This is a genomic window from Streptomyces sp. WM6372 (assembly GCF_001279655.1).
GTDB lineage: Bacteria > Actinomycetota > Actinomycetes > Streptomycetales > Streptomycetaceae > Streptomyces.
On sequence record NZ_LGDB01000070.1, the window covers coordinates 45,107 to 71,068 of the forward strand.

General features: G+C 70.5%; 20 protein-coding genes. 18 read left to right on the forward strand and 2 right to left on the reverse strand.

What is annotated here, in order from left to right:
- Window positions 1–25 precede the first annotated feature (25 nt).
- Window positions 26–958, reverse strand: coding sequence for a hypothetical protein (locus ADK52_RS07620; protein WP_063783788.1), 933 nt, complete (start codon window positions 956–958; stop codon window positions 26–28).
- Between the two features lie 128 nt (window positions 959–1,086).
- Between ADK52_RS07620 and ADK52_RS07625 the strand changes: the two genes are divergently transcribed.
- From ADK52_RS07625 to ADK52_RS07650, 6 genes are all read left to right on the forward strand, one after another.
- Window positions 1,087–3,735: a valine--tRNA ligase gene (locus ADK52_RS07625; protein ID WP_053689008.1), complete on the forward strand. Its 2,649-nt coding sequence runs from the start codon at window positions 1,087–1,089 to the stop codon at window positions 3,733–3,735.
- Between the two features lie 240 nt (window positions 3,736–3,975).
- Window positions 3,976–5,301, forward strand: a complete 1,326-nt coding sequence (locus ADK52_RS07630; protein ID WP_159045869.1) for a glycosyl hydrolase — start codon at window positions 3,976–3,978, stop codon at window positions 5,299–5,301.
- 8 nt (window positions 5,302–5,309) lie between these two features.
- Complete coding sequence (locus ADK52_RS42195) at window positions 5,310–6,083, forward strand: hypothetical protein (RefSeq protein WP_159045870.1); 774 nt, start codon at window positions 5,310–5,312, stop codon at window positions 6,081–6,083.
- Between the two features lie 27 nt (window positions 6,084–6,110).
- Window positions 6,111–7,559 carry a glycosyltransferase family 2 protein gene (locus ADK52_RS07640; protein ID WP_053689011.1) on the forward strand — a complete coding sequence of 483 codons (1,449 nt, stop codon included), beginning with the start codon at window positions 6,111–6,113 and terminating at the stop codon, window positions 7,557–7,559.
- Between the two features lie 17 nt (window positions 7,560–7,576).
- A complete protein-coding gene (locus tag ADK52_RS07645) occupies window positions 7,577–8,914 on the forward strand; it encodes a glycoside hydrolase family 113 (RefSeq protein ID WP_234343512.1) in 1,338 nt (445 codons plus the stop codon).
- A gap of 96 nt (window positions 8,915–9,010) precedes the next feature.
- Window positions 9,011–10,159, forward strand: a complete 1,149-nt coding sequence (locus tag ADK52_RS07650) for a sensor histidine kinase (RefSeq protein ID WP_053689057.1) — start codon at window positions 9,011–9,013, stop codon at window positions 10,157–10,159.
- Window positions 10,160–10,228: 69 nt separating this feature from the next.
- Here the strand turns inward: ADK52_RS07650 and ADK52_RS07655 are convergent, their stop codons facing one another.
- Window positions 10,229–11,278, reverse strand: coding sequence for a rod shape-determining protein (locus ADK52_RS07655; RefSeq protein WP_053689012.1), 1,050 nt, complete (start codon window positions 11,276–11,278; stop codon window positions 10,229–10,231).
- A 117-nt stretch (window positions 11,279–11,395) separates the two neighbouring features.
- Between ADK52_RS07655 and folC the strand changes: the two genes are divergently transcribed.
- The 12 genes from folC (at window position 11,396) to ADK52_RS07715 (ending at window position 25,917) form a co-directional block, all read left to right on the forward strand.
- Window positions 11,396–12,925 (forward strand): bifunctional tetrahydrofolate synthase/dihydrofolate synthase, encoded by a 1,530-nt coding sequence (gene folC, locus ADK52_RS07660; protein ID WP_053689013.1) that lies wholly within the window; start codon window positions 11,396–11,398, stop codon window positions 12,923–12,925.
- 3 nt (window positions 12,926–12,928) lie between these two features.
- Window positions 12,929–13,273 carry a DUF4233 domain-containing protein gene (locus ADK52_RS07665; RefSeq protein WP_053689014.1) on the forward strand — a complete coding sequence of 115 codons (345 nt, stop codon included), beginning with the start codon at window positions 12,929–12,931 and terminating at the stop codon, window positions 13,271–13,273.
- Between the two features lie 129 nt (window positions 13,274–13,402).
- A complete protein-coding gene (gene ndk / locus ADK52_RS07670; protein ID WP_030159364.1) occupies window positions 13,403–13,813 on the forward strand; it encodes a nucleoside-diphosphate kinase in 411 nt (136 codons plus the stop codon).
- Window positions 13,814–14,108: 295 nt separating this feature from the next.
- On the forward strand, window positions 14,109–15,128 hold the full coding sequence (locus tag ADK52_RS07675) for a rod shape-determining protein (protein ID WP_008738981.1): 1,020 nt from the start codon (window positions 14,109–14,111) through the stop codon (window positions 15,126–15,128).
- A gap of 167 nt (window positions 15,129–15,295) precedes the next feature.
- Window positions 15,296–16,240 carry a rod shape-determining protein MreC gene (mreC, locus tag ADK52_RS07680; protein WP_053689015.1) on the forward strand — a complete coding sequence of 315 codons (945 nt, stop codon included), beginning with the start codon at window positions 15,296–15,298 and terminating at the stop codon, window positions 16,238–16,240.
- 12 nt (window positions 16,241–16,252) lie between these two features.
- Window positions 16,253–16,960, forward strand: coding sequence for a rod shape-determining protein MreD (mreD, locus tag ADK52_RS07685; protein WP_053689016.1), 708 nt, complete (start codon window positions 16,253–16,255; stop codon window positions 16,958–16,960).
- A 13-nt stretch (window positions 16,961–16,973) separates the two neighbouring features.
- Window positions 16,974–19,151 (forward strand): penicillin-binding protein 2, encoded by a 2,178-nt coding sequence (gene mrdA, locus ADK52_RS07690; protein ID WP_053689017.1) that lies wholly within the window; start codon window positions 16,974–16,976, stop codon window positions 19,149–19,151.
- A 15-nt stretch (window positions 19,152–19,166) separates the two neighbouring features.
- Entirely contained in the window at window positions 19,167–20,366 is a 1,200-nt protein-coding gene (gene rodA, locus ADK52_RS07695) for a rod shape-determining protein RodA (protein ID WP_053689018.1), read from the forward strand.
- Window positions 20,367–20,447: 81 nt separating this feature from the next.
- Window positions 20,448–21,971 (forward strand): CYTH and CHAD domain-containing protein, encoded by a 1,524-nt coding sequence (locus ADK52_RS07700; protein ID WP_053689019.1) that lies wholly within the window; start codon window positions 20,448–20,450, stop codon window positions 21,969–21,971.
- An 80-nt stretch (window positions 21,972–22,051) separates the two neighbouring features.
- Window positions 22,052–23,977, forward strand: a complete 1,926-nt coding sequence (locus ADK52_RS07705) for a TIGR03960 family B12-binding radical SAM protein (RefSeq protein ID WP_182508652.1) — start codon at window positions 22,052–22,054, stop codon at window positions 23,975–23,977.
- A gap of 61 nt (window positions 23,978–24,038) precedes the next feature.
- Window positions 24,039–25,010, forward strand: a complete 972-nt coding sequence (locus ADK52_RS07710; RefSeq protein WP_053689021.1) for a hypothetical protein — start codon at window positions 24,039–24,041, stop codon at window positions 25,008–25,010.
- A gap of 127 nt (window positions 25,011–25,137) precedes the next feature.
- Complete coding sequence (locus tag ADK52_RS07715; protein ID WP_053689058.1) at window positions 25,138–25,917, forward strand: TIGR03936 family radical SAM-associated protein; 780 nt, start codon at window positions 25,138–25,140, stop codon at window positions 25,915–25,917.
- The last annotated feature ends 45 nt before the right edge of the window (window positions 25,918–25,962 follow it).

Here is a 25,962-nt window from a genome sequence, read left to right on the forward strand (position 1 = left end):
GTGCCCGAGCCGGACACCGTCCCGATCAGAGCTTGGTCCGTGAGGTGTTGTAGAGCTTCGCCGCCAGCTTGGAGACGTCCTCCAAGGTGCCCTGGCTGCCGCCGGTCAGGATCGTGGTCTGGTCCATGTGGTTGACCGCGGCCAGGGTGGAGTGGTCGCTCCAGGCGCAGGTGGGGACCACGAGCGAGCTGGGCTCCCCGGGCTTGGTGGTCTTCGTGGTCGTCATCTTGACCTCGACGCACTTCATGACGGCGCCCTTGAACCCGTCCGGCGTGAACGCCTTGGGGGAGCCGACCTTTTCGTACTTCAGGCCGAGCTTGTCGGTCTCCGGGTTGGGCGCGCCGATGGTGCCGAAGTATGCGTCGAGGGCCCGCTCCGGATCGTCGATCTGGCCCCAGAAGCCGCTCGCGGTCATCTGCTTGGCCTTGCCCTTGATGCCGTTCAGGTACTGCTGGGTCGCCTGGTGCGGGTCCTTGATGCCGATGGCCTCGGCCTTGGTCTTCTGCTCGCCCGTCAGGGGCGTATCGCCGTTCGCGGTGCCGACCGCCTGCTCGTTCTTCGCGTAGCTGTCGACCGAGGCCGGGTAGGCCAGCTTGTAACCCTTGGTGTCCGCGGCGACCGAGCCCGAGGCGCCGCCGCCCTTCGTGAAGTACCAGCCGGCGCCCGCGATGGCCGCCACCGCGACGACCACGGCGATCACCACGCCGGCCTTGGACTTCTTCGGCTGCTGCGGCTGCATGCCGTACGGCGGCTGCTGCGGGTAGCCGTAGCCCGGCTGGGGCTGCTGCGGCTGCTGGGGGTAACCCTGCGGGGGGATGCCCGGCGGCGGGGGCTGCTGCGGGTAGCCGTAGCCGGGCTGCGGCGCGGGCTGCCCGTACGGTCCCGGCTGCTGGCCCCCGTACGGTCCCGGCTGCTGCGGCGGCTGGCCTCCGTACGGCCCCGGCTGGTTGTAGCTCATGCCCGCATCCCCCTTCAGGAATCCTTATGCGTTTCAGACATCCTGTCGGAAGCAGATCCCCCGCAGGCCGCCGGGCCCCCGGATTACCGGTTTCATAGCTGGACTGTTACGGCTCTAAACTGTGCCTCGTGACCGAGAACACGCAGACACCCAGCAGCCCCCACTCCGAACTGCCGACCGCGTACGCTCCGGCCGAGGTAGAGGGGAAGCTCTACGAGCGCTGGGTAGAGCGTGGCTACTTCACGGCGGATCCCGCGAGCGAGAAGCCCGCGTACACCATCGTCATCCCGCCGCCGAACGTCACCGGCTCGCTGCACCTGGGGCACGCCTTCCAGCACACGCTCATGGACGCCCTGACCCGCCGCAAGCGGATGCAGGGCTACGAGGCGCTGTGGTTGCCCGGCATGGACCACGCCGGCATCGCCACCCAGAACAAGGTCGAGCAGCAGCTCGCCGAGGAGGGCAAGTCCCGCCACGACCTGGGCCGCGAGGAGTTCGTCGAGCGCGTCTGGCAGTGGAAGGAAGAGTACGGCGGCAAGATCCTCGGCCAGATGCGCCGCCTCGGCGACGGCGTCGACTGGTCCCGTGAGCGGTTCACCATGGACGAGGGCCTCTCCAAGGCCGTCCAGACGATCTTCAAGAAGCTCTACGACGACGAGCTGATCTACCGCGCCGAGCGCATCATCAACTGGTGCCCCCGCTGCCTCACGGCCATCTCGGACATCGAGGTGGAGTACCAGGAGGACGCGGGCGAGCTCGTCTCGATCAAGTACGGCGAGGGCGAGGACACCCTCGTCGTCGCCACCACGCGCGCCGAGACGATGCTCGGTGACACGGCCATCGCCGTCCACCCGGACGACGAGCGCTACAAGCACCTCGTCGGCAAGCTCATCAAGCTGCCGCTCACCGACCGCTCCATCCCGGTCGTCGCCGACACGCACGTCGACCCGGAGTTCGGCACCGGCTGCGTCAAGGTGACCCCGGCGCACGACCCGAACGACTTCGCCATCGGACAGCGCCACGGCCTGCCCAACATGACGATCATGGACGAGCACGGCGTCATCACCGTCCACGGCCCCTTCCTCGGCCTGGACCGCTTCGAGGCCCGTTCCGCGGTCGTCGGCGCGCTGCGCGAGCAGGGCCGGATCGTCGCCGAGAAGCGCCCGTACCTGCACTCCGTCGGGCACTGCTCCCGCTGCTCCACCACCGTCGAGCCGCGCCTGTCGCTGCAGTGGTGGGTCAAGGTCGAGACCCTCGCCAAGGCCGCCGGCGACGCGGTCCGCGACGACCGGGTCACGATCCACCCGAAGGAGATGGAGAAGCGCTACTTCGACTGGGTCGACAACCTCAACGACTGGTGCATCTCGCGCCAGCTGTGGTGGGGCCACCGGATCCCGGTCTGGTACGGCCCGGACGGCGAGATCGTCTGCGTCGGGCCGGACGACGAGGCGCCCACCGGCGAGGGCTGGCACCAGGACACCGACGTCCTCGACACCTGGTTCTCCTCCGGCCTGTGGCCGTTCTCGACGCTCGGCTGGCCGGAGAAGACCCCGGACCTGGCGAAGTTCTACTCCACCGACGTCCTGCTCACCGGCCACGACATCATCTTCTTCTGGGTCGCCCGGATGATGATGTTCGGCCTGTACGCCATGGACGGCGAGGTGCCGTTCAAGACGATCGCGCTGACCGGCCTGGTCCGCGACGAGCGCGGCAAGAAGATGTCGAAGTCCTTCGGCAACGTCGTCGACCCGCTGGACTGGATGGACAAGTACGGCTCCGACGCCGTCCGCTTCACCCTGGCCAAGGGCGCCAACCCGGGCACCGACGTCCCGATCGGCGAGGACTGGGTCCAGGCCTCCAGCAAGTTCGCCAACAAGATCTGGAACGCCACGCGCTTCGCGCTGATGAACGGCGCCACGATCGAGGGTGACCTGCCCCCGGTCGAGCAGCTGTCCGCGACCGACCGCTGGATCCTGTCCCGCCTCAACAAGACGGTCGCCCAGGTCGACGCGTACTACGAGGACTTCCAGTTCTCGAAGCTCAGCGAGGCGCTCTACCACTTCGCGTGGGACGAGGTCTTCGACTGGTACGTCGAGCTGTCGAAGACGACGTTCTTCGCGGGCGGCGAGCAGGCCAAGGTCTCCGGCCGGGTGCTGGGCGAGGTCATCGACGTCATGCTGCGCATGCTGCACCCGGTGGTCCCGTTCGTCACGGAGACGCTGTGGACCACGCTGACCGGGCGTGAGTCGCTGGTCATCGCCGAGTGGCCCAAGGCCGTGTCCGTTCCCGGGGCTGACACCCCGGGCGGCTTCCGCGACGAGGCCGCCGAGGCCGAGATCGAGAGCGTCCAGGCCGTCGTCACCGAGGTCCGCCGGTTCCGCAAGGAGCAGGGCCTCCAGGACGGCCAGAAGGTCCCGGCCCGCCTGGACCTGACCGGTACGGCGCTCGCCGCGCACGAGGCGGCCGTGCGCCAGCTGCTCCGCCTCCAGCCGGAGGGCGAGGGCTTCACCGCCACCGCCACCCTGCCGGTCGCCGGCGCCACGGTCGCGCTCGACCTGTCGGGCACGATCGACGTGGCCGCCGAGCGGGGGCGCCTCTCCAAGGACCTCGCGGCCGCGGAGAAGGAGAAGCAGCAGGCCGAGGCGAAGCTCGGGAACGAGGCCTTCCTGGCCAAGGCCCCCGACAACGTCGTGGACAAGATCAAGGGCCGGCTGGCCAAGGCCGAGGCGGACATCGCCCGGATCCAGGCCCAACTGGACACGCTGCCCGCCGCCTAAGACGTACAAACGGTGAACCACACGTACATACGGTGAACCATCGGCCCCCGAGCGCATGGCCCGGGGGCCGACGCGTAGGGTGACACCGGCCCCGAGGGTTGCGTGCGACCGGCACGGGCCATTGTCGGCCTGCTGTCGACCGAGGGGGGTCTCGGAGTGTTGGGTCGTGACGTGCCGGGTCGCGAGGCGTTAAGCCGCGACCTGAAGCGCCGCAATCTCCTCCTGGGAGCGGCTGCCACCGTGGCCACGGGCGGAGCCCTCGCCGGAGTGGCGGCCTTCAGCACCTCGCGCGCGCCCGCCACCGGACTCCAGAAGGACCTGGTGTCGCGGGATCCCAAGGCCTCCAAGGCCGCGAGGGCCGTGTACCGCTTACTGGTCGGCCTGGAGGCCGACGCCCGCGCCGGCCGCCGCCGCGGCACCCTCATGGGCCAGCACGCCGAGGTGCACAACGAGCGGTACAACCCGGAGTACGGCGACCACAGCGGTCCCAAACCTCCCGGCTACTACTACCGCAAGCCCCAGGACATCACCGGGAAGCTGCCGGCCTTCCTCGAACTGGACCTGGGTCCGGGCTACCAGCAGGACAGTTGGGGCGTGGGTGAGGCGCGGGACTACTCGCGCGCAGCCTGGCCCGCCCGCCGCGAGTTCTGGACCTACACGAACGACGTCGTGGACCTCGCCATGGGGGTCTGGCACGGGCTGCCCCGCAAGGACGACGGCTCGTACAACCCGACCGGCACCGAACGCCTGTGGAACGGCGCCGAGACCGTGCTGCCGACCAACGGGGGAGCACCCGCCGGCCTGGTCGGCATGTCGTTCCACCAGCCGTGGCCGGGCAGCCCCGTCAAGAGCTACGACCAGACGCTGCGCCGCAACGCGCCCTCCGCCAAGGACCCCGGCTGGATCGACCGGGTGCTCACCCCCGGTACCCCCGAGCACGCCGCGCTCCTGCTCGACCTGTCCTTCCTCGCGGACCACCTCGGCTATCTGGCCGCGTACGACGTCCCCGTACTGCTGCGCCCGTACCACGAGATGAACTCGCTGGGCGGGGAGCAGAGCTTCTGGTGGGCGGGGCTGAAGCCCCAGCAGTACACGGCCCTCTGGGAGTTGCTCTACCACTACCTGGTGGGCTCCCGCGGACTGCACAACCTGATCTTCGTCTGGGCCCCCACGGCCTGGGACGGCGTCCACGGCAGCGAACCGTGGGACTTCTACCCGGGCGCCGACTACGTGGACGTCGTCGGCGTCGACGACTACAGCGGAACCCCGGACCGGCCCTTCGACCCGGACGCCTGGACCTCGACGTGGCACCGCGGTCTCAAGGACTACGGCAAGCCGCGGATCCTCGCGGAGTCCTTCCACGTGCCGCTGGGCGCGGCGCAGCGCACGACGCTCGACCGGGCGCCGTGGGTGCTGTGGACCGTGTGGGGCGACGGGCTCACCGCGAAGAACCCGAACGCCGATGTGCGACAGACGTACGACGACCCCAAGACGATCACCGGCGGCCGGGAATCCGGCCCCGCGGGCGTGCAATGGCTCGCCTTGCACGACGGAACCTTCGAATAGGAGTGAAGTTGAGCGCGTCAACGCCACGCGCCCACCGTGTGGCCGCCTTCGTGGCCATGGGCTGGGCAGGCATCCTGCTCCTCTGGGCCGTGTACAACTGCTTCTGGCAGGTCGGCGTCGCCGACTTCCTCCAGGGCATCGTGTACTACGGCACGGGTGACGGCTCCGGAAGCGCAGAGACGTTCAACCTCAACTGGGGTGTCGTCTACGTGTCCGGCGGACTGCTGGTCCTGCGCGGGAACACCCTCGGGCGGGGCATCATCATCGGCGGCGCCGCCATCGAGGGCTACAACCGGGTGCGCAGCCTGTCGGGTGCGCTCTTCGACGACAGGCAGGCCGAGTACTTCACCACGACCGCGCAGGGCGGGCTGAAGCTGGCGACCTTCGCGGTCGGGACCCTGGTGACCTGCACGCTCATCGTCCTGCTGCTGCGGGACTTCGCGGTGTACGAAGCGTGGCAGCCGCCGGTGAACCCGTGGACCCAGCAGGCCAACGAAGCCCGGCTGGCCCAGGAGGTGCCGCAGCAGCAGTCTCCGCAGCCGTCCCACGGGTTCGGGGCCGCACCGGCCTATCCGGCGCAGCCCGCGCCGCAGTTGCCGCAGACGGGCTACGCGCAGCCGCAGCCGCAGCCGCAGCCGCAGCCGCAGCCGCAGCACCAGCCCTACGCGCCCCCGCAGCCCCAACCCGGTTACGGGCCCGGCCCGTACGGCGGCCAGCCCGCTTGGCCCCAGCAGCCCCAGCATCCTCAGCAGCCCCGGCAGTCGCCGCCGCAACAGCAGTAGCAGTAGGAACCCCGAAGGACCTATGCCATGACCCCCGCCTCCGTACAAGAGGTCGCGCCCGCCACCCGGCGCGATGCGAAAATGGTGCAGCGCCACGCCGAGTGGAAGCCCGGTGTGCTGCCCTTCCTGCTGCCCTTCCTGCTCCTCGCCGGCTTCGGCCTGTGGTCGTTCAAGCCGAATCCGACCCCGCTGGGCTGGACCCTGTCGGTGGTCTGGTCGCTGCCCGGCGTAGGCGTCATGGTCGGCCTCCAGGGCGCCCTGCTGATCCGCCGCCGGCTGCGGAAGGCGCACGAGATGGTCCCGCCGACGCCGGTGGAGGAGGACTTCCTCATCGTGCTCGTGCCGACCATCGGCCGCCACGACACGTACCCGGCGCTGGAGCGCTCGGTCCTGAGCTACGTGGAGCACCTGCCCCCGTACTTCCCGCTCATGCGGGTCGACGTCCTGACGGAGGAGGGGTGCGAGGCGGCCGAGCGGATCGACGACCTGGCCGCGATGAACCCGCTGATCCGGGTGGTCACCGTGCCCAAGGCGTACGAGACGGCGAACGGGACCCGGTTCAAGGCCCGCGCCAACCACTACGCGCACGAACTGCGGATCGACGAGGGCGAGGCCCTCGACGACATCTGGGTCCTGCACATGGACGACGACACCGGGGTCGGCCCCGACACCGCCGCGTCCATGGCCCAGTTCGTCAACCGCCAGCGGCGGGCCGGGGACGAGGGCAAGCACATGGCGCAGGGCATCCTCGCCTACCCGCGCGAGAACGCCGTGAACCGCTTCACCTGGCTCGCCGACGCGGTCCGCCCCGCCGACGACATAGCCCGGTTCCGCGCCCTCACCGGTCTCGGAACGCCGGTCGCCGGCGTGCACGGGGAGCTGCTGCTGCTCCGCGCCTCCATCGAGGCGACCATCGGCTGGGACTTCGGCCCGAAGGCCATCGTCGAGGACGCGCAGCTGGCGCTGACGTTCTGCCGCACGTACCCCGGCCGCAGCGACTGGTTCAACGGCCGCTGCTACGGCGCCTCCCCGGCCACCACCAGGGACTTCGTCAAGCAGCGTGAGCGCTGGGCCTGGGGGCTCGTCGCACTGTGCTTCAACCGCACGGTGCCGTTCCGGTACCGCTGGTTCCTGCTGCTCTGCGTGGCCACCTGGGTCTTCGGCCCGCTCCAGCACGTCGCGACCGTGCTCTTCGTGGCCTGGCTCATCGGCGACTTCAACACCTCCCCCGTGGCCCAGACTGTCGTGATCATGTGGGCGCTCAATTTCGCGTACGTCATCTGGACGTACTGGGAGGGGCTGAGGCTCAACGGCCTGGTCTCGGCGAACGGCCGGCGCCTGTGGTGGGAGCCGATCGTCGTGCTCGGTCTCATCCCGGTGTTCTCCGTGATGGAAGGGCTCGGCGGCCTGCGCGGGCTGATCAAGTTCATCAAGCGCGAAGAGAACAAGTTCGTCGTCATCGCCAAGCCCGCCTGAGAAACCGAGAGCCCCTCGTGAACGACGAGATGAAGAACGAGAACCAGAGCGAGAACCAGAGCGAGAACCGGAGCGGGAACAAGACCGGGAACAAGAGCGAGAGGGCGGCCAGGCGTTCCAAGGTCCCGCTGCTCGCGATCCTGCCGGTGACCGTGACCTCCTTGGTCATAGGCCTGCCGTTCGTGGTCGGGGACCATCCCCTGCGCTGGCGGGCCGGCTCCCTGGAGCCGTCCCTGGTCCTGCGCGACTCCCCCTCCGGCTCCACCCGCACCACGGTCCACGGCAGTACCGGCGTCCCCGCCGTCGGCGGGGGCGCGGAGACCGAGGAGGCTCAGCCCGCCGGGCCCCTGCCGACGGTGGACAAGCCCTGGAAGGCCGGCATGCCCGAGTGGGGCGTCCAGATCTTCTGGGAGGACAAGAAGGAGCACGACGCCGCGTACGTCGAGAAGCAGGCGCGCAAGCAGGCCGCCTACCTCGTCGGGCTGAAGGCCAACGCCGTCTCCGTGTCCTTCCCCTTCTACACGGAGGGCCGCACCTCGACGAAGCTCGCGGCCGGCCGCGGCACCCCGACGCCCGAGCACCTCGAAACGGTGCTGCGCGTCTTCCACGAGGCCGGATTGCGAACCACCGTGCGCCCGACGCTGGACGAGGCCGTGCTCGTCCCGCCGGAGGGCTGGCGCGGCAACATCAAGCCGACCGACAAGGAGGCCTGGTTCGATGCGTACGAGGCCCTGCTCGGCCCGTACCTCGACGTGGCCCAGCGGCAGCGGGCGGCGACGTTCGTGATCGGCACGGAGCTGAACTCGATGGAGGGCCACCCGGGCTGGAAGCCCCTGATCGCGGCGGCCGAGAAGCGGTTCAAGGGCGAGGTGTCCTACGACGCCAACTGGGACAACTACGTGGGCGGCCACATCGACGTGCCCGTCAACCGGCTGGGCGTCGACGCGTACTTCCCCGTCAAGGTCCCCGACGACGCCTCCGTCGACCAGCTCGTCGACGGATGGAACACCTGGCTGGACAAGAAGAGCAAGGGCCCCCTGTCGCGGATCGTGCTCGCGGAGGCGGGCATCAGCGCCATGGACGGGGCGTACCACGCACCCGGCGACTTCTACGCGCGGCGCAAGCTCAATCCCGCGGTGCAGGCCACCTGGTACAAGGCGGTCTGCCAGGTCGTCCGGGAGCGGAGGATGACGGGCGTCTACTGGTGGTCGGTCTCCTTCGAAGCCGACCCCAAGGCCGCCCCCAAGGAGGAGGACTCCCGGCTCAACTTCGCGGGACGTCCGGACTCGGAGCGGGAGATCCGGTCCTGTTTCGGCTCCGACTACGCGGGCCCGGGCACTGATCCGACGTCCTGACGGGTTGTGTCCCGAGTTGTCCGGAGTGTCGCACATCACGTTTTCGGCCGGGTTGGCTGATCCGATACCCCTCGCCGAGCACGGATGATGGAAGGCATGTACGTCCCGCCCGTCGCCTCGGCGCTCCACCGGGCCGCGGCCGCCGGCCGACGGCTCGCCGCGGGCTGGGCCGGGTCACCCCGGGCGCTTGACGTGCTCACCGCACTCAGCTGCCTGGCGCTGATGGCGCTGGACCTGCCCGGTCTGGCCGCCGCGGACAACTCGCTCAGCGGTCCGATGGCCGCCGTCGTGCTCGCCGCCGGGTGCTCCGGCCTGGTGGTGCGGCGCCGGGCGCCCTGGGCCTCGTACCTCACCGCCCTGCTCTTCATCGGCTGGCTGCACGAGCTGACGCTGATCCAGTTCGCGCTCTACTCGGTCGGCCGCTACCGGGGACGGCGGCCCGCCGTCCTGGCCACCGTCGGGTACGTCGCCTTCGCGCTGATCGTCTTCTGCGTGCCGGGCTGGCCGGAGCCGCACGCCCAGACGCTCAGCGCGTTCCTCAGCCTCGTCCTGCCGATCGGGGTGCTCGCCTCGGCCGTCGGCATCGCCGCCTACCGGCACGACCTGGTGGGGGAGCTGGCCGCCGGGCGCGCCGAGTCGGCCGTGCTCCAGGCCGTCCAGCAGGAGCGCACCTCGGTCGCCCGCGACGTCCACGACTTCGTCGGCCGCGAGCTGACCCTGCTGACGGTGCGCTCCGAGGTGCTGTCGACGCGGGCGCGCGAGACGGCGTACGCGAAGGACTTCGAGGAGCTCGCCGACACCGCGCGCCGCGCCCACCTGGTGCTCAACGAGATCATCGTGCAGCGCGGGGAGCGGGCCCCGACCCCGGGGGTGGACGGGCTGCCGGCCCTCGCGGAGGAGAGCGGACGGGCCGGTTCGCCCGTACGGCTGGCCCTGGATCCCCAGGTGCACGGGCTGTCGCCGCTGCGCCAGGCCGCGGTCTACCGGGTGGTGCAGGAATGCCTGACCAACGCGGCCAAGCACGCCCATGGAGAGACCATCGACGTGTCCATCGAGGCGGACGGTGCGCAGCTGCGGATCGCGGTCCGCAACGGCCTGCCCGTCCGGACGCCGGTGCGGGCCCCCGTCTCGGCGGGCTCGGGCACGGCGAGCATGTCCGAGCGCGTGCGCAGCCTGGGCGGATCCCTGACGGCGACGCGCACGGCGGACTCGTACACGGTCGTGGCCACCCTCCCGCGGGGCTAGCGCCCCGGGGGCCTGAGGCCTCAGGCTCCAGGACTCAGGCTCCAGGACTCAGGCCCCAGGCCCCAGGCCTCACGCCTTCGCCGGGACCAGCAGGCTGTTCAGCGTGTCCAGGTCCTCCACGCACCTGCCCGAGCCCAGCGCCACGCAGTCCAGCGGGGCGTCGGCGACGAAGACCGGGATCCCCGTCGCGGAGGCCATCCGCAGGTCCAGCCCCGGCAGCAGCGCCCCGCCGCCGGTCAGCACGATGCCGTGCTCCATCACGTCGCCCGACAGCTCGGGCGGGCACTCCTCCAGGGTGGTGCGCACCGCGGCGATGATCGCCTCGACCGGCTCGTCGAGGGCGGCCCGTACGTCCGCGGCCCCCAGCGAGAGCGTCTTCGGCATCCCGCCGACCCGCTCCCGGCCGCGCACCGTGAAGGTCCGGGTCTCCAGCTCCGGCCGGTCCGGCACCGGCCAGGCCGATCCGATGCCGACCTTGACGTCCTCGGCGGTGCGCTCCCCGATGAGCAGCCCGTGCTCCTTGCGCACGTAGTCCATGATCGCGCTGTCCAGCCGGTCCCCGCCGACCCGCAGCGACTGGGAGGTGACGATCCCGCCGAGCGAGATGACGGCGACCTCGGTGGTGCCGCCGCCGATGTCCACCACCATCGAGCCGCGCGGTTCGGCCACCGGCAGCCCCGCGCCGATCGCCGCGGCCATCGGCTCCTCGATCAGGTGGACGGCTTTGGCCCCGGCCCGCGTCGAGGCGTGGACGATGGCCCGCCGCTCGACGGGGGTCACCCCGGAGGGCACGCAGATCACCATCCGGGTGCGCGGCCGCCGCCCCGGCACGGCCTTGCGGACGAAGTGCCGGATCATCTCCTCGGCGGCCTCGTAGTCGCAGATCACCCCGTCCTTCAGGGGGCGGATCGCGGTGATGGAGCCGGGGGTGCGGCCGATGGTCTCCTTGGCCTCGGTCCCCACGGCCAGGGCCGTGGTGGTGCCCGCCTTCACCGCGACCACGGACGGCTCATTGAGGACGATGCCGTGCCCCCGGGCGTAGACCAGGGTGTTCGCGGTCCCCAGGTCGATCCCTATGTCGCGGCTGGAAGCGGACTTGTTGGTGCTGGCCTGCGGCATTTGTTCCCCTATCTCCTGCCCGCAAGGCTTGCATAACGATCCGGTCGCAGCGGCCGCCGAACGTCCTGAAACGGCCGGGTCGAAAGTCCCCGGGCCCCCCGTCCGTAGACTGGGCCCGTGAGTGAGCAGCAGCCCGAGAGCAACGGACCCGACGACCGCGACGAGACCACGGAGGTCTTCGAACGGATCGTGGCCGAAGAGTCCGACCGCGACCCCGACCTGGCGGTGATCGAGGCCGGCAGCCGCACCCTGCGCGCCCAGGCCGGACCGCCCCAGGGCGACCCGGTACCGTCGCAGCCCCTCGACCCGGAGGTGGCACGGGCGCTCCAGGAGGTGGAGCAGGAGCTCTCCACCCGCTGGGGCGAGACCAAGCTGGAGCCCTCCGTCACGCGGATCGCCGCGCTGATGGACGTCCTGGGCGAACCGCAGCACGCGTACCCCTCGATCCACGTGACCGGCACCAACGGCAAGACCAGCACCGCCCGCATGATCGAGGCCCTGCTGAACGCCTTCGAACTGCGCACCGGGCGCTACACCAGCCCGCACGTGCAGTCGGTCACCGAGCGGATCAGCCTCGACGGGGCCCCGATCAGCGCCGAGCGCTTCATCGAGACGTACCACGACATCAAGCCGTACGTGGAGATGGTCGACTCCTCCGAGGAGTACCGGCTGTCCTTCTTCGAGGTGCTCACCGGAATGGCGTACGCGGCCTTCGCGGACGCCCCGGTCGACGCGGCCGTCGTCGAGGTCGGCATGGGCGGCACCTGGGACGCGACCAACGTGATCGACGGCGCGGTCGCGGTGATCACCCCGATCAGCCTCGACCACACGGACCGGCTCGGCGCGACGCCCGGCGAGATCGCCCAGGAGAAGGGCGGCGTCATCAAGCAGGACGCCACCGTGATCCTGGCGCAGCAGCCGGTGGACGCGGCGCAGGTGCTGCTGAAGAAGGCCGTCGAGGTCGACGCGACGGTGGCCCGCGAGGGCATGGAGTTCGGCGTCGTCTCGCGCGAGGTGGCGGTCGGCGGGCAGATGCTGACGCTGCGCGGCGTGGGCGGCGAGTACGACGGCATCTTCCTGCCGCTGTACGGGGCGCACATGGCGCACAACGCGGCGGTGGCGCTGGCGGCGGTCGAGGCCTTCTTCGGCGTCGGCGTGGAGCAGTCGCGGGAGCTGGACCTGGAGACCGTGCGCAGGGCCTTCGCCTCGGTGACCTCGCCGGGCCGGATGGAGGTCGTGCGGCGCAGTCCGACGGTGGTCCTGGACGCGGCGCACAACCCGGCGGGCGCGCAGGTCACCGCGGAGGCGGTGACCGAGGCCTTCGGCTTCAGCCGGCTGATCGGGGTCATGGCCGCGAGCGAGGGCAAGGACGTCAAGGGGGTCCTGGAGGCCTTCGAGCCGATCTTCGCGGAGATCGTCGTCACGGAGAACTCCAGCCACCGGGCGATGACCGCGGACGCGCTGGCGGCCGTGGCGGTCGAGGTCTTCGGGCCGGACCGGGTACAGGTGGAACCGCGGCTGGACGACGCCCTGGAGGCGGCGATCACCCTCGCGGAGGAAGAGGCCGAGTACGGAGGGGCCGGGGTCCTGGTGACCGGTTCCGTGATCACGGTGGGCGAGGCCCGCCTGCTGCTGAAGAGGGGCTGAGGGATGCGCACGCTGTGTGCTTCGACGCTGATCGGCGAGTTCTTCGTGATCGGTTTCGCGGGCCTGGTGGCCATGAAGAACCCGGATCTGACCCAGGCCACGGTGTGGACGGTCTGCGGGATCGCCATGCTGCTGTCGGTGCTGCTGTGCGGGATGCTGTCGCGTCCGGGCGCGGTCCAGATCGGCTGGGCGCTGCAGATCGGGCTGATCCTGAGCGGGTTCGTCGTCCCGATGATGTTCTTCCTCGGCGCGGTGTTCGCGGCGCTGTGGTGGTGCTCCGTGCACTACGGCGCCAAGATCGACGCGGTCAAGGCGCGCTGGGCGGCCCAGAACGAAGCCCAGGCCTGAGGCCGGTCCCGCCGCCCGCGGCCCCGGCCCGCGGCCCCGGCCGCCGGGGGCACGGGGCTCCGCGCAAGGGCCCCGCTGACTCCCTGTAGCCTCGTCGGACCGCACCCGTATGCCGCAAGGAGCCGCAACATGACCCAGCGCACGCTCGTCATCCTCAAGCCCGACGCCGTCCGTCGAGGCCTGATCGGCGAGATCATCGGCCGCATCGAGCGGAAGGCCGGCTGGACCGTTCCCGCACTGGAGCTGCGCACGCTGGACCAGGAGACCCTGGAGGCGCACTACGGCGAGCACAAGGGCAAGCCCTTCTACGAGCCCCTCATGGGCTTCATGGCGAGCGGCCCGGTCGTGGTCCTCGTGGTGGAAGGGGAACGCGTGATCGAGGGTGTCCGCCAGTTGGCCGGACCCACTGACCCGATCGCCGCAGCGCCCGGCTCCATCCGGGGGGATTTCGGCACCATCACCCGGGAGAACCTGATCCACGCCTCGGACTCCGAGGAGTCCGCCGAGCGCGAGCTGAAGCTGTTCTTCCCCTCGCTCTGATGAGTCCTTCCTGACGCAACATCAGCCGAATAGCGCTCATGACCTGGGGCGACCGAAGTAATTTCGGTCGCCCCTCGGTATTACCGGGCGCGAGCGGGAACGCATGTGCAGGACACGTCGTCACCACTAGGGGGCGGGTTTCCGTTCCGGCGGGATTGCCGGAGTCCCGTCGCGCGGTGTTCATACTTGCGGCACTACGATGGGGCCTCCACCCACACACCCACCTCGCCGACCTGACAGCAGCCGCTATCAACTGGAAGGCCAGACGCTCCTCATGGGGAACAAGGGGAACAACATGTCGTTCATCGGCCGTGACATGGCGATCGACCTCGGGACCGCCAACACGCTGGTGTACGTGAGGGGCCGGGGGATCGTCCTGAACGAGCCGTCCGTGGTCGCCATCAACACGAACACCGGCGGCATCCTGGCGGTCGGCTCCGAGGCGAAGAAGATGATCGGCCGGACGCCCGGCAACATCGTCGCCGTACGGCCCCTCAAGGACGGCGTGATCGCCGACTTCGAGATCACGGAGCGTATGCTCCGGTACTTCATCCTCAAGATCCACAAGCGCCGCTACCTGGCCCGTCCGCGCGTCGTGGTCTGCGTCCCCTCCGGCATCACCGGAGTGGAGCGCCGCGCCGTCATCGAGGCGTCCACGCAGGCCGGCGCCCGCCAGGTGCACATCATCGAAGAGCCCATGGCCGCCGCCATCGGCTCGGGCCTGCCCGTCCACGAGGCCACCGGCAACATGGTCGTGGACATCGGCGGCGGCACCACCGAGGTCGCCGTCATCTCCCTCGGCGGAATCGTCACGGCACAGTCCATCCGGGTGGCCGGCGACGAGCTCGACAACGCGATCATCCAGCACATCAAGAAGGAGTACTCGCTCCTCCTCGGTGAGCGCACCGCCGAGCAGATCAAGATCACCATCGGGTCGGCGTACGACCTCGACAAGGACGAGCACACCGAGATCCGCGGCCGGGACCTGGTCTCCGGCCTCCCGAAGACGGTCGTGATCTCCGCCGCCGAGGTCCGCAAGGCGATCGAAGAGCCGGTCAACGCCATTGTCGACGCGGTCAAGACGACCCTCGACAAGTGCCCGCCCGAGCTCTCCGGCGACATCATGGACCGCGGCATCGTGCTGACCGGCGGCGGCGCCCTGCTGCGCGGCCTCGACGAGCGGCTGCGCCGCGAGACGGGCATGCCGATCCACATCGCCGAGGATCCGCTCGACTCCGTCGCCCTCGGCTCCGGCAAGTGCGTGGAGGAGTTCGAGGCGCTCCAGCAGGTTCTGGACGCCCAGCCCCGGCGCTGATACAGACCCCCGCCAGGGGGCCATGCGGAACACAAGGATCCGCCGTATGGGTGCTGCCGCGCCCGTGCGGCGGATCGTTGATATACAGACCAAGACCCGGTGTAAGCACCGGCTCCACCGGAGCCGGCTTCGCCGGCACGACACACGGGAAGGCACGGCCGCCGCACGTGAGGGACACACGAGAAAGCCGGCTGCTCCTGGTGCTCCTGATCGCCATCGCGTTCGCATTGATCACGGTGGACATCAGGGCAGGCGAGGAGTCTCCGGTCGACGGCGCCCGGCAGGCCGCCGCAGCGGTCTTCGGCCCGGTCGAGAAGAGCGTCGCGACCGCGGTCGATCCCGTCGCCAACGCCATAGGGGCCGTACGGGACTCCGGCGAACGGCACAACCGCATTGCCACGCTGGAGCGCGAGAACGCCGCCCTGAAGGCGAAGCTGGGCAGCGACGACCAGACCCGCAGCCGGATCCACGAGCTCGACGAGATGCTCAAGCGGGCCGGCGCCGGACAGTACGGCATCAAGGGCGCCGAGGTCATCGCCATAGGAGCGGCCCAGGGCTTCTCCTGGACCGTCACCATCGACGCCGGCAGCAAGGACGGCATCGAGCGCGACATGACCGTGCTCAACGGGGAGGGACTCGTCGGCCGGGTCGCCACCGTGGGCCCCGACACCGCCACGGTCGTCCTCGCCAACGACCCCGACTTCACCGTGGGCACCCGCCTGGAGAAGACCGGCGAGCTCGGCTTCGCCACCGGACAGGGCGACCGCGCCCTGTCCGTCCAGATGCTCAACGGCAAGGCCAAGGTCAGCCCCGGCGACCGGCTCGTCACCTTCGGCTCCCGCGGCAACAAGCCGTTCGTGCCCGGAGTCCCGATCGGCGAGGTCGTCAAGGTCGACCCCTCGCGCGGCGACCTGACCCGCACCATCTGGGTCCGCCCGTTCGTCGGCTTCTCGCGCCTGGACATCGTCGGCGTCGTCGTCATGCCTCCGCGCGAGGACCCCCGAGACGCCGTACTGCCCCCCAAGCCCGAGGTGAAGCCCACCCCGACGGTCACGGTCACGGTCACCCCGTCCCCGTCCGCCAGCGTGCCCGGCAAGCCGGCCGACGAGTAGGAGCTGACCGTCATGCGTTTCAACCGGATCCTGCTCTCGGCCACGCTCGTCGTGGTCGCCCTCGTCGTCCAGGTCTCCGTCCTGGGCCGGCTGCAACTGCCCGGCGCCGTACCCGACCTGGTCCTGCTCACCGTCGTCGCCCTCGCCCTCGTGTACGGGCACCTCAGCGGCGCGCTCATCGGCTTCGCCGCCGGACTCCTCGCCGACCTGGCCCCGCCCGCCGACCACGCCGCCGGGCGGTACGCGCTCGTGCTCTGCGTCATCGGATACGCCGCCGGGCTGGCCCGCCCCGACTCCGGGCGGTTCCGCTCCGCCTGGGGCCCGATGCTGACCGTCGTCGCCGCCGCGATCGGCTCCACCCTGCTCTACGCGAGCGTGGGCGCCCTGGTCGGCGACACCGCCGCCCGCCACGTGGGCCTCACCGGGCTGCTGTTCACCGCGACCCTCTACGACCTGCTGCTCGCCCCGTTCACCGTGCCGTTCATCATGGCGCTGGCCCGGCGCGCCGAGAACGACCCGATGGCCGTCGAGGCGGGCGGCGGCGGCCCGGCCAAGGCCGCCGACGTCTCCTCCGGCTGGCTCGCCGGCGGCACGGGCCTGCGCATCGGCAGCCAGCGCGGCGGCCTGCGGCGCGGGCTCGCGCGCGGCCGCGCCAACAAGGCGGGCCGGATAAAGGGGGTCAAGGCGATCAAGAGTGTGAAGAGCGTCAAGAAGCTGTGAGGGAGGAGCAGGCGTGACCAACAATCCGGAGACCGGCCGCACCCCGCGGGTGCACATCCGGCTGATGATGATCCAGGTCCTCGTCTTCTCCACGCTGTTCACCCTCGGCGGCCGGCTCTGGTTCCTCCAGATCCGCGACGGCGCGGAGTACTACCACGAGGCGAAGAGCAACCACGTCCAGCGGGTCGTCCAGCCGGCCGTGCGCGGTTCGATCCTCGACGCCCGCGGGGTCCCGCTCGCCGACAACGAGACCCGCCTGGTCGTCTCCGCCAGCCGCACCAAGCTCATGAAGATGAAGGACAGGGGCAAGGACGTCATGACCCGCCTCGCCGACGTCCTGGACATGAGCCCCAAGGAGGTCATGGAGAAGGTCCGGCTCTGCGACTCCCAGACCCCCGCGCCCTGCTGGAACGGATCCCCGTACCAGCCGATTCCGGTCACCCTCGAAGCCACCACGCAGCAGGCGCTGCAGCTGCGCGAACGCCCCGAGGAGTTCCCCGGCATCACCGCGGAGCCCACCGCCGTCCGCCGCTACCCGGCCCCCGGCGGGGCCCGCACCGCGCAGGTGCTCGGCTACCTCTCACCGGTCACCGACGACGAGATTCAGAAGGCCAAACACACCGACTCGCCGCATCTGCGCTCCGATCAGGTCGGCCGCTCCGGGATCGAACGCACCTATGACAAGCAGTTGCGCGGCAAGGCGGAAGTCACCTCGTACGAAGTCGACAACCTCGGCCGGGTCATGGGCCAGACCAAGTCCGACCCGGGCGTGGCCGGGGCCACCCTCATCACCAGCATCGACGCGCGGGTCCAGGCCGTCGCCGAGTACGAGCTCCAGCAGGCGATGAAGACCGTCCGCAACGAGACCGACAACATCACCGGCCGCAAGTACGAGGCCGACTCGGGCGCCGTCGTCGTCATGGAGGCCAAGACCGGCCGGGTCGTCGCGATGGCCTCCCAGCCCGACTACGACCCCAACGCCTGGGTCGGCGGCATTTCCGGCAAGGACTACGCCAGGCTCACCAGCAAGAACTCCAACTACCCGCTGCTGAACCGGGCCATCCAGGGCCAGGCCCCCGCCGGCTCAATCTTCAAGGTGGTGTCGGCGAGCGCGGCCGTGCGGGCCGGCTACGACTTCGACGGCAAGTACAACTGCAGCGCTTCCTACAACATGGGCGGCCGGAGCTTCGCGAACTTCGAGTCCAAGGGGCACGGCCCCATCACCCTGGGCGAAGCTCTCAAGTTCTCCTGCAACACCGTCTTCTACGCCCTCGGGCACAAGGAGTGGCAGCGCGACGGCGGCCTCAAGCCGAAGAAGGACGCCCACGACTGGTTCTACCGGACCGCCCGGGAGTTCGGACTCGGCGCCGAGACCCACATCGACCTGCCGAACGAGGTCACCGGCCGTATCCCCGACCGCAGGTGGAAGCAGAGCTTCTGGAAGGCCAACAAGGACTCCTGGTGCAAGCAGGGGAAGAAGGGCGGCACCTACGTCGAGCAGATCGCCTACGAGAGCTGCCTCGAAGGCAATCAGCTGAAGGCCTACGACAGCATCAACTTCGCCATCGGGCAGGGTGACGTACTCGTCACCCCCATCCAGATGGCCACCATCTACGCCGCGATCAGCAACGGGGGCACCCTTTACGACCCCACGGTCGGCAAGGCCCTGATCAGTCCTGACGGCAAGCGCATCGAGATGATCAAGCCGCAGTCCCACGGCAGGCTGCCGGTCGACGCCAAGACCATCGGCGACCTCGACAAGGGCCTGCGCTCCGTCGCCGAGCCGGGTGGCACCGCCGCCTGGCGGTTCATCGGCTGGCCGATGGACAAGATCCCGATGCACGCCAAGACCGGCACCGCCCAGGTATACGGCAAGCAGACCACGTCCTGGCTGGCGACCTACACCAAGGACTTCACGATCGTCATGACGATCTCCCAGGGCGGCACCGGCTCCGGAGCCTCCGGCCCCGCGGTCCGCAACCTCTACAACGCCATCTACGGTCTCGACATGGAGGGCAAGCAGGACCTGAAGAAGGCCCTGCTGCTGGGACCGGAGACCACACTGCCCAAGATCGACCCCGACGGCTCCATCGAATCCCCCGAGATCCGGCCGTACGTGCCAGCGTCGCCGGAGGAGCCGGCCCCCGCGCTCGCCGGGCCGCCCGCCGCGTCCCCCGTACGGCCCGACTGAGGACCGAGAACCGACATGCAGACCGCGAACAAATTCTCCGTATCCCGATACACGCCCGAGCGCGGCGCGATGGCCAAGCTGACCTCGCGCGACTCGGTGCTGCGCCGGCTCGACTGGCCGATACTCCTCTCGGCGCTCGCCCTGTCCTTCATCGGCGCCCTGCTGGTGTGGTCGGCGACCCGCAACCGCACCCAGCTCAACCAGGGCGACCCGTACTACTTCCTGGTCCGGCACGCCCTGAACACCGGCATCGGCCTCGTGCTGATGATCGGCACCGTCTGGCTCGGCCACCGCACCCTGCGCGGCGCCGTGCCGGTCCTGTACGGGCTCTCCCTGGTCCTGATCCTCGCCGTGCTCACCCCGCTCGGCGCCACCATCAACGGCGCCCACGCGTGGATCGTCATCGGCGGCGGGTTCTCGCTCCAGCCCTCGGAGTTCGTGAAGATCACGATCATCCTGGTCATGGCCATGCTGCTGGCCACCCGGGTGGACGCGGGCGACCTCGTCCACCCCGACCACCGCACCGTGGTCAAGGCGCTGTGCCTGGCCGCCGCGCCGATGGGCATCGTCATGCTGATGCCCGACCTCGGCTCCGTCATGGTCATGGTCGTCATCGTGCTGGGCGTCCTGCTCGCCTCCGGCGCCTCCAACCGCTGGGTGGTGGGGCTGATGGGCTCCGGCGCGGCCGGCGCCGTCCTGATCTGGCAGCTCGGCGTGCTCGACGAGTACCAGATCAACCGCTTCGCGGCCTTCGCCAACCCCGAGCTCGATCCCGCCGGCGTCGGCTACAACACCAACCAGGCGCGGATCGCGATCGGCTCCGGCGGCCTGACCGGCTCCGGGCTCTTCAAGGGCTCGCAGACCACCGGCCAGTTCGTGCCCGAGCAGCAGACCGACTTCGTCTTCACGGTGGCGGGGGAGGAGCTGGGCTTCCTCGGCGCCGGGCTGATCCTGGTCCTGCTCGGCATCATCCTCTGGCGGGCCTGCATGATCGCCCGGGAGACCACCGAGCTGTACGGGACGATCGTGTGCGCCGGGATCATCGCCTGGTTCTCCTTCCAGGCCTTCGAGAACATCGGGATGACCCTCGGGATCATGCCGGTGGCGGGACTCCCACTACCGTTCGTCTCCTACGGAGGCTCGTCCATGTTCGCGGTGTGGGTGGCGGTCGGACTGCTGCAGTCGATCAGGGTGCAACGGCCGATGTCGGCCTAGCGGGGCCGATCTTCGGCCGGTTCCGCCGTCGATTCCCCGTTCACCCTGCCGTGGTGATCCGTTCAGGACTAAGTTCAATGCATGGCGGACACGAAACGCGAGATCGAGCGCAAATTCGAGTTCACGACGAGCAAGGCCGCGCGCCGCGGAGTCCCGGACCTGACCGGCACGGCCGCGATCGCGGCCGTCTCCGACCAGGGCACCGTCGACCTCGACGCGGTCTACTACGACACCCACGACCAGCGGCTCGCCGCCGACGGCCTCACCCTCCGGCGGCGCACCGGCGGCGCGGACGCCGGCTGGCACCTCAAACTGCCCGTCTCCCCGGGCGTCCGCGACGAGGTCACCGCCCCCCTCAGCGACACCGTCCCGCGCGCCCTCGCCGCCCTCGTCCGCTCCCGCGTCCGTGACCTCGCCCTGGAACCCCAGGTCCGGCTGGTCTCCTCCCGCCACGTGACCCACCTCCTCGACGCCGAGGGCGCCCTCCTCGCGGAGCTCTCCGCCGACGCCGTCCGCGCCGAACGGGACGAGGCCGCCGCGGCCTGGACCGAGGTCGAGGTCGAACTCGCCGACGGCGTCGACCCCGCGCTCCTCGACGCCGTCGAGAAGAAGTTCCGCAAGGCCGGGCTCAAGGTCTCCGACGCCCCCTCGAAGCTCGCCCGTGCCCTCACCGAGACGGGAACCGAGCCGCCGGCCCGGCCCGGGCCCGCCGCCGCCGAGGGCACCGCGGGCGCGCTGGTCCTCTCGTACCTGCGCGAACAGCGCGACGCGCTCGTCGCCCAGGACCCCGCCGTCCGGCGCAACCTCCCCGACTCCGTCCACCAGATGCGGGTCGCCTGCCGCCGGATGCGCAGCGCCTTCAAGACGTACCGCAAGGTCCTCGACCGCGGCGCCACCGACCCGCTCGGCGAGGAGCTCCGCTGGCTGGCCGCCGAGCTCGGTCTCGACCGGGACCAGGAAGTCCTGTTCGACCGCATCCAGAACCACGTCACCGAGCTCCCCCGCACCCTCGTGGTCGGGCCCGTCCGCGGCCGCCTGCGGACGTGGAACAACGCCCGCCGCTCGGCGACCCGGCGCCGCGCGCTCGCCGCCCTCGACGCCAAGCGGTACGCGGCCCTGCTCGACGCCCTCGACGCACTGCTGGCCGACCCGCCCCTGCTCCCCGGCGCGGCCGAGCCGGCCGCCCGGGCCCTGCCCAAGGCCGTCCTCAAGGACTACGAACGGCTCGCCACCCGGGTCGCCGGCGCCCTGGACCTGGACCCGGGCGAATCCCGCGACCTGGCCCTCCACGAGGCCCGCAAGGCCGCCAAACGCGCCCGCTACGCGGCGGAGGCGGCCACCCCCGAGCTCGGCAAACCGGCAAAACACCTGGCCAAGGCCATGAAGTCGGTCCAGAGCCTGCTCGGTGACCACCAGGACAGCGTCGTCGCGCGCGAAGCCCTGCGCGGCCTCGGCGTCCAGGCGGCCGGAGCCGGAGAGTCCGCTTTCACCTGGGGCGTGCTCTACGCCCGCGAGGAAGCCCTGGCCGCACGGGGTGAGCAGGAGCTTCCGGACGTATGGGGGCAAGCCGCGGACCCCGCCCTCCGGGCCGGGCTCCGCTCCTAGGCGGCGATCATGGCGGCAGGAGGCGGCTGCGCCTCGGGTTACGCTTGAGAGTCGCCCCCTGCCCGCTTCACGAAAGTCGCGTGATGTCCGAGTCGGTCTTCCCACAGCTCGAAGCTCTGCTCCCGCATGTGCAGAAGCCCATCCAGTACGTCGGCGGTGAACTCAACTCCACCGTCAAGCCGTGGGATTCGTGTGACGTCCGCTGGGCGCTCATGTACCCGGACGCGTACGAGGTCGGGCTGCCCAACCAGGGCGTCATGATCCTGTACGAGGTGCTGAACGAGCGCGAGGGCGTGCTCGCGGAGCGCACCTACAGCGTGTGGCCGGACCTCGAAGAACTGATGCGCGAGCACAAGGTGCCGCAGTTCACCGTGGACAGCCACCGCCCCGTGGGCGCCTTCGACGTGTTCGGCCTGTCCTTCTCCACGGAGCTGGGCTACACGAACATGCTCACGGCGCTGGACCTGGCGGGCATCCCGCTGGAGGCCAGGAACCGCACGGTCGACCACCCCATCGTCCTCGCGGGCGGCCACGCGGCCTTCAACCCCGAGCCGATCGCGGAGTTCATCGACTGCGCGGTCATCGGCGACGGCGAGCAGGCCGTCCTCGACATGACCGAGATCATCCGCACGTGGAAGGCCGAGGGCCGTCCGGGCGGGCGCGAAGAGGTCCTCTTCCGCCTGGCCAAGACCGGCCAGGTCTACGTGCCGGGCTTCTACGACGTCGACTACCTGCCCGACGGGCGCATCGCGCGCGTCGCGCCGAACAAGTCGGGCGTCCCGTACCGCGTGTCCAAGCACACGGTCATGGACCTCGACGAGTGGCCGTACCCGAAGCAGCCGCTGGTCCCGCTCGCCGAGACCGTCCACGAGCGGATGTCCGTCGAGATCTTCCGCGGCTGCACCCGCGGCTGCCGTTTCTGCCAGGCCGGCATGATCACGCGCCCCGTGCGGGAGCGAAGCATCACCGGCATCGGCGAGATGGTGGAGAAGGGCCTCAAGGCGACGGGCTTCGAGGAGGTCGGCCTCCTCTCGCTGTCCTCCGCGGACCACACCGAGATCGCCGAGATCGCCAAGGGCCTCGCGGACCGCTACACGGACGATAAGGTGGGCCTGTCCCTGCCGTCGACCCGCGTGGACGCGTTCAACGTGGACCTGGCGAACGAGCTGACCCGCAACGGGCGCCGCTCCGGTCTGACCTTCGCCCCCGAGGGCGGCTCCGAGCGCATGCGCAAGGTCATCAACAAGATGGTCTCGGAAGAGGACCTGATCCGGACGGTGGCCACCGCGTACGGCAACGGCTGGCGCCAGGTGAAGCTGTACTTCATGTGCGGCCTGCCGACCGAGACCGACGAGGACGTGCTCCAGATCGGCGACATGGCGGTCAACGTCATCGCCAAGGGCCGCGAGGTCTCCGGCCAGAACGACATCCGCTGCACGGTGTCGATCGGCGGATTCGTGCCGAAGCCGCACACCCCGTTCCAGTGGGCGCCGCAGCTGTCGGCCGAGGAGACGGACGCGCGCCTGACGAAGCTGCGCGACAAGATCCGCGGTGACAAGAAGTACGGCCGCTCGATCGGCTTCCGCTACCACGACGGCAAGCCGGGCATCGTCGAGGGCCTCCTCTCGCGCGGCGACCGCCGCATCGGCGACGTCATCCGCGCCGTGTACGAGTCGGGCGGCCGTTTCGACGGCTGGCGCGAGCACTTCTCGTACGACCGCTGGATGGAGGCCGCGGAGAAGACGCTGCCGGCCTACGGCGTGGACGTGGCCTGGTACACCACCCGCGAGCGCACGTACGAGGAGGTCCTGCCCTGGGACCACCTGGACTCCGGTCTCGACAAGGACTGGCTCTGGGAGGACTGGCAGGACGCCCTCGACGAGACCGAGGTCGACGACTGCCGCTGGACCCCGTGCTTCGACTGCGGCGTCTGCCCCCAGATGGACACCCAGATCCAGATCGGCCCCACGGGCAAGAAGCTCCTCCCTCTGACCGTGGTGAAGTAACCACCGCCCGAACTGGACCCCCCGCCGCAACGGTCGGGGGGTTTCGGGTGTCCTTAGGGGTATGGAACTCGACAAGCGGCAGCCCGCGGACGGCGGCGAGGGGTGCCTCGTGGGCGTCATCCGGGTGCCCGTCAAGATCGTGGCGCTGATCGTCGTACTGCCCGTACGGGTGGTTTGGGATCTGCTCGTCGCGTTCGGGCAGGCCGTTCGGCGGCACGTGCTGGGCCCCTTCTCCGTGTACGTCCTCCAGCCCCTGCTGCGCGGGATCGGCCTGGTGCTGACGGTGCTGCTCAAGCTGGTGTTCGTCTGGCCCTGGGTCGGGCTGTGGCGGTACCTGGTCCAGCCGGTGCACGCGTACCTCCTCGCCCCCGTCGGGCGGTTCGTGTACGCGTACCTGCTGCGTCCGCTCGGCGAGGCGCTGGCCTGGGCCGGGCGCGGGGGGATGCGGTACCTGCTCGCACCGCTCGCCAAGGGCGTGATGTGGACCCTGTGGGCGCTCTGCATGAGCCTGTTCGTCTGGCCCTGGGTGGGGCTGTGGCGGTACGTGCTCGCGCCCGTCGGGCGGGGGCTGGCGTGGGTCGGCGGGCTGCTCCACCGGTACGTACTCACCCCGCTCGGGCAGGCACTGGCGTGGACCGCGGCCTTCGTCCACCGGTATCTGCTGCGGCCGGTCGGGCTGGGGCTGTGGCGGTACGTGCTCGCGCCGCTCGGGCAGGCGCTCGTCTGGGCCTGGCACGTCGCCGGGCGGATCGTGCGGGCCGTGTGGCGCGGAGTCCGGCTGGTCGGGTGGGTGCTCGTCGGATGGCCCGCGGCGCAGGTGTACCGGCACGTACTGACACCCGTCGGACATGTCGTACGGGACGTGTGGCGCACCGTCCGCACCACCGTCCGCGAGGTCCGCGCCGAGGTGCGAAAGGTGCTGTTCGGGGGCCCCGGCCGGGAACCGGCGAGGTCACGGGCGCGTACTCTGGGTAGTACGACAGCCGTGAGCAACCCGCCCGCCCCCGAGCGCTCCCTGCACAAGCAGGGGTGAGCCGGAGGGCACGGCGTGGCCCGCCGGCTCACCGGACCTCAGGGCGACGCGCGAGCCGCGGAGCCCCGCACAAGGAGAAGAACCACTGGGCAAGCGACAGCCCGAAGGCCCGCCCCCCGCACCGGTGGTGCAGCGCATCCGACTGCGCTACACCAAGCGCGGCCGCCTCCGGTTCACCAGCCACCGAGACTTCCAGCGCGCGTTCGAGCGGGCCCTGCGCCGCGCCGAGGTGCCCATGGCGTACTCGGCGGGCTTCACCCCGCACCCCCGCGTGTCGTACGCGAACGCCGCGCCGACCGGTACCGGCAGCGAGGCCGAGTACCTGGAGATCGCCCTCGCCGAGCCGCGCGACCCCGAGAAGCTCCGCGAGCTGCTCGACGAGTCGATGCCGCTCGGCCTCGACATCACCGAGGCCGTCGAGGCCCGTACCTCCGGACTCGCCGACCGGCTGACCGCCTCCGTGTGGGAGCTGCGGCTGGAGGGCGTGGAGGGCGCCGACGCCCAGCGGGCGGTCGAGGCCTTCCTCGCCGCCGAGGCGGTGGAGGTGCAGCGCCGCACCAAGAACGGCATGCGCACCTTCGACACCCGCGGCGCCGTGGTCAGCCTCGAAGCGGTTCCTGCTCCTGCTGATAGGACGCCGGACAATGCCTGTGCGATACTGCGGCTGGTTGTTCGGCATCTGACACCTGCCGTGCGACCCGACGACGTCCTGTCCGGTCTCCAAGCTGTGGCCGACCTGGCGCCGCCGGTCCCCGCAGCGGTGACCAGGCTGGCGCAGGGGCTCTTCGACGAGGAGTCCGGCACGGTGACCGACCCGCTCGCGCCCGACCGCGAGGCTGTCACGGCCGCCCCACCCACGGCCGCCGTAGCAGCCGACGCGAAGGCGCCGGAAGGTCCCGCCGCGTAGGGATCGTCGTCGTCGCGCAGCCCTGGCACTCGGAGCCACCTGGGT